The sequence below is a fragment of the Thermodesulfobacteriota bacterium genome, assembly GCA_036482575.1.
In the GTDB taxonomy this organism is placed as follows: Bacteria; Desulfobacterota; GWC2-55-46; order GWC2-55-46; family JAUVFY01; genus JAZGJJ01.
Map to the genome: position 1 here is coordinate 1 of JAZGJJ010000201.1, position 3,448 is coordinate 3,448.

Below are 3,448 nucleotides of genomic sequence, written 5' to 3' on the forward strand. Positions count from 1 at the left end.
AGATAATCGAGGTGATAGACGACATAGCCGAGCAGACGAACCTGCTGGCGCTTAACGCGGCCATCGAGGCGGCCAGGGCCGGCGAGCACGGCATGGGCTTCGCCGTCGTGGCCGACGAGGTGAGGAAGCTGGCCGAGAGGTCGGCCAGGAGCACCTCGGAGATATCCGAGCTCATCTACGGCATCCAGAAGGACGCCGGGGATGCGGTGAAGAAGGTCGAGAAGAACGTCGGCATCGTCGACGGGGCGCTAAAACTTTCCGATGAGGTCGTGGCGTCGCTCAAGAAGATAGAGGAGTCCGTCACCGAGGTGACCAGGTACTCCGAGGAGATAGGGGCGGCCACGAGCGAGCAGGCCGGAGGATGCGACCAGATATCCAGGTCGATAAACAAACTGAACGCGATAACCCAGGAGATAAGCTCCTCGGCCGACGAGCAGTCCTCGGGCACCGAGCAGGTCGTAAAAGGTGTGGAGAAGCTCAGGGAGATGACCCAGCAGGGCGCTTCGAGCGCGGCCGAGCTCGCCAGTTCGGCGGAGCAGATGAGCAGGCAGGCCGAGACACTCAGCGATACGGTCTCGAAGTTCAACACCGGCGACAGCGAGGCGGAGCCCGCGCCTGGGCCCGTGGAAGAGCCCGGCCACTGATACCTTAAAACCCTCCGGCCGTCGGCAACATGGCGCCCCGTTGAATACGGAGTAAATGCCCTATAGGGCATTTTGCCCTTTTATGCCAGGGCAAAATGCCCTTCTGTAGCCCGCACAAAGATCTCCTATAGTTGTAACTCCTTGAAAAACTTACATTCTCATATTGGGCACGGATTTTGCTATATATTAGTTTAGGAGTACCAAACTCCGGATTGTCTGGTATACTTACTTATATAAAGGGATTAGTTGTTTGGAAAGAGGGAACACGGCGGATAAAGGAGGTTGGATATGTCAACGATTCTGCAACTTGTAGGGTTCAAGGTGGATAAGGAGTTCTTCGGGGTCCCCATCGAGAAGGTAAAGGAGATCGTGAGGGTCCCGGATATAACGGCGGTGCCCGACACCCCGGACTTCCTCGAGGGTGTCATTAACTTAAGGGGACGGATAGTGCCGGTGGTGGACATGAGGACCCGCATAGGGCTGCCGACAATGGAGAGGGTCAGGACCAACAGGGTCCTCATACTCGATATCGACGGCAGGACCGTGGGGCTCATAGTGGACTCGGCTTCCGAGATACTGAAGCTCCCGGACGAACAGATAGAGAGCACCCCGGAGCTTGTCTCTTCGGTGGGCGCCGAGTACGTTACGGCCGTCGGCAAGCTCGACGACAAGCTCATAGTGCTCGTGGATATCACCCGGCTCCTCAGCGCAGACGAGATGGGCGGGCTCGATGCGGTCCGGAGGAGGGCCGAGCTCACCGCTTCCACCGGCAAGGAAGCCATAGGAGGTAAATCCGGCAAGGCGCTCGAAGAAGGGACGGGACAGCAGGCATAGGAGAAGGCGGCGCCCCGTTAAGGGGATTATTCGAAATTCACGAGTGAAAAAGAAGGAGGAGGCGGTTATGAGAAAGTTCATTAACGATTTGAAGATGAGGAGCAAGCTCATACTTATGCTTCTTTTCCCTGTGCTGGGGCTGCTCTTTTTCTCGATTAACGGCATATGGGAGAAGTCGAGCGAGGCTAATTCGATGGGTGAGATCCAGGAGCTCTCCGAGCTTGCGGTAAGGATAAGCGCCCTGGTGCACGAGACACAGAAAGAGCGGGGGGCGACGGCGCTCTACCTGGGGAGCAAGGGCACCAAGTTCGTCTCAGAGCTCTCGCAGCAGAGGACCGGGACCGACACCAAGATCTCGGAAGTTCAGACGTTCGCGTCCGAGTTCGACAGCGCCCGGTTCGGAGGTGATTTCCAGAGGGGCCTCGACGGCGCGCTGAACCAGCTCGAGAAAATATCCGGCAGGAGGGAAAGCGTAAGCGCGATGAGCATCTCCACCGCCGAGGCGATAGGCTACTACACCAACATGAACGGCATGTTCCTGAATGTTATCTCGCACATGGCGAGGATAAGCTCGAACGCCGAGGTGGGCACCATGACGGCCGCCTACGTAAACTTCCTCATGGGCAAGGAGAGGGCGGGCATAGAGAGGGCCGTTTTGAGCAACACCTTCGCCAGGGACAACTTCGGCGCGGGGATGTTCAACAAGTTCGGCTCGCTCGTGACGGCCCAGGACACCTATACGAACGTCTTCCTCTCCTTCGCCGACACCGGTCAGAAAGAGTTCTATAAGAACAAGCTGCAGGGCCAGGCAGTGGCCGAGGTGGCGAGCATGAGGGAGGTCGCTTTTTCCAGGGCCGCCACGGGCGACTTCGGGGTGGACCCCACCTACTGGTTCAAGATGATGACGGGCAAGATAAACCTCCTTAAGGAGGTCGAGGACTACCTCTCGGTGGGCCTGAACGAGAGGGCGGTCGAGCTCAGGGGCTCGGCGAAGGCGACGCTTTTCATCTACATAGCCCTGACGCTCATCACCGTCGTGGTCGCGTCCATTCTGGCCCTCTTTATCATGCGCAGCATCACGCGTCCTCTGAACGCCATGGCCGAGTCCTCGAAGAAGCTCGCCGAGGGCGACCTGGACGTCTCCCTGGACGTGAGCTCAAGAGACGAGGTGGGGGTGCTCGCTGTCGCCTTCGGGGGTATGGTCGCATACATGAAAGAGATGGCGCATACCGCCGACGCCATAGAGCAGGGGGACCTTAGCGTCGAGGTGAAGCCGAAGTCCGAAAGGGACGTCCTCGGCAACTCGTTCAAGAACATGGCGGCCTACCTGAAAGAGACGGCGCATACGGCCGAGGCCATAGCCGAAGGCGACCTGACCCGGGCCGTGAACCCCAAGAGCGAAAAGGACGTCCTCGGGAACGCCTTCAAGGAGATGCTCGGCGGGCTCCGCGACATAGTGACGCAGGTAAGGACCGGGGCGGACCAGATAGCGTCGGCCTCCACCGAGATAGCCTCCACCAGCGAACAGTCGAACCGCAACGGCGAGAGCGCGGCCACGGCCGTGGAGGAGGTAACCTCCACCATGCACGAGATGAGCGCCAACATCCAGAACGTGGCCAGGAGCATACAGACGCAGGCCTCATCCGTTACCGAGACCTCGACCTCCATCGAAGAGCTCATCGCCTCCATACAGAAGGTGGCGGATAACGCCCGGAAGATGGTCGAAATAGCCCAGCAGAGCGCCGAGGCGGTCGCCTCCGGAAGGGAGGCCGTTGACCGCTCCACCGAGGGGGTGAGGGACATAACAAGCGTCATGGGCGAATCGGCCGAGACCATAAAGCAGCTCGGGGTCAGGACCGAGGACATAGGGAAGATAATCGAGGTGATAGACGACATAGCCGAGCAGACGAACCTGCTGGCGCTTAACGCGGCCATCGAGGCGGCCAGGGCCGGCGAGCACGGCATGGGCT

2 protein-coding genes and 1 pseudogene are annotated in these 3,448 nt (G+C 59.3%); all 3 read left to right on the forward strand.

Annotated features, from left to right (window positions below; all coding sequences use genetic code 11):
- Positions 1-347: pseudogene (locus V3W31_09055) on the forward strand (methyl-accepting chemotaxis protein).
- A 585-nt stretch (positions 348-932) separates the two neighbouring features.
- Positions 933-1,478: a chemotaxis protein CheW gene (locus V3W31_09060; protein MEE9615073.1), complete on the forward strand. Its 546-nt coding sequence runs from the start codon at positions 933-935 to the stop codon at positions 1,476-1,478.
- Between the two features lie 67 nt (positions 1,479-1,545).
- Positions 1,546-3,448 (forward strand): nitrate- and nitrite sensing domain-containing protein (locus V3W31_09065; protein MEE9615074.1); only part of this gene is annotated, 1,903 nt, incomplete at its 3' end.

Excerpts from the sequence above, each read along its gene's own strand:
- V3W31_09060 (MEE9615073.1), top strand. The coding sequence starts at position 933 with ATGTCAACGATTCTGCAACTTGTAGGGTTCAAGGTGGATAAGGAGTTC.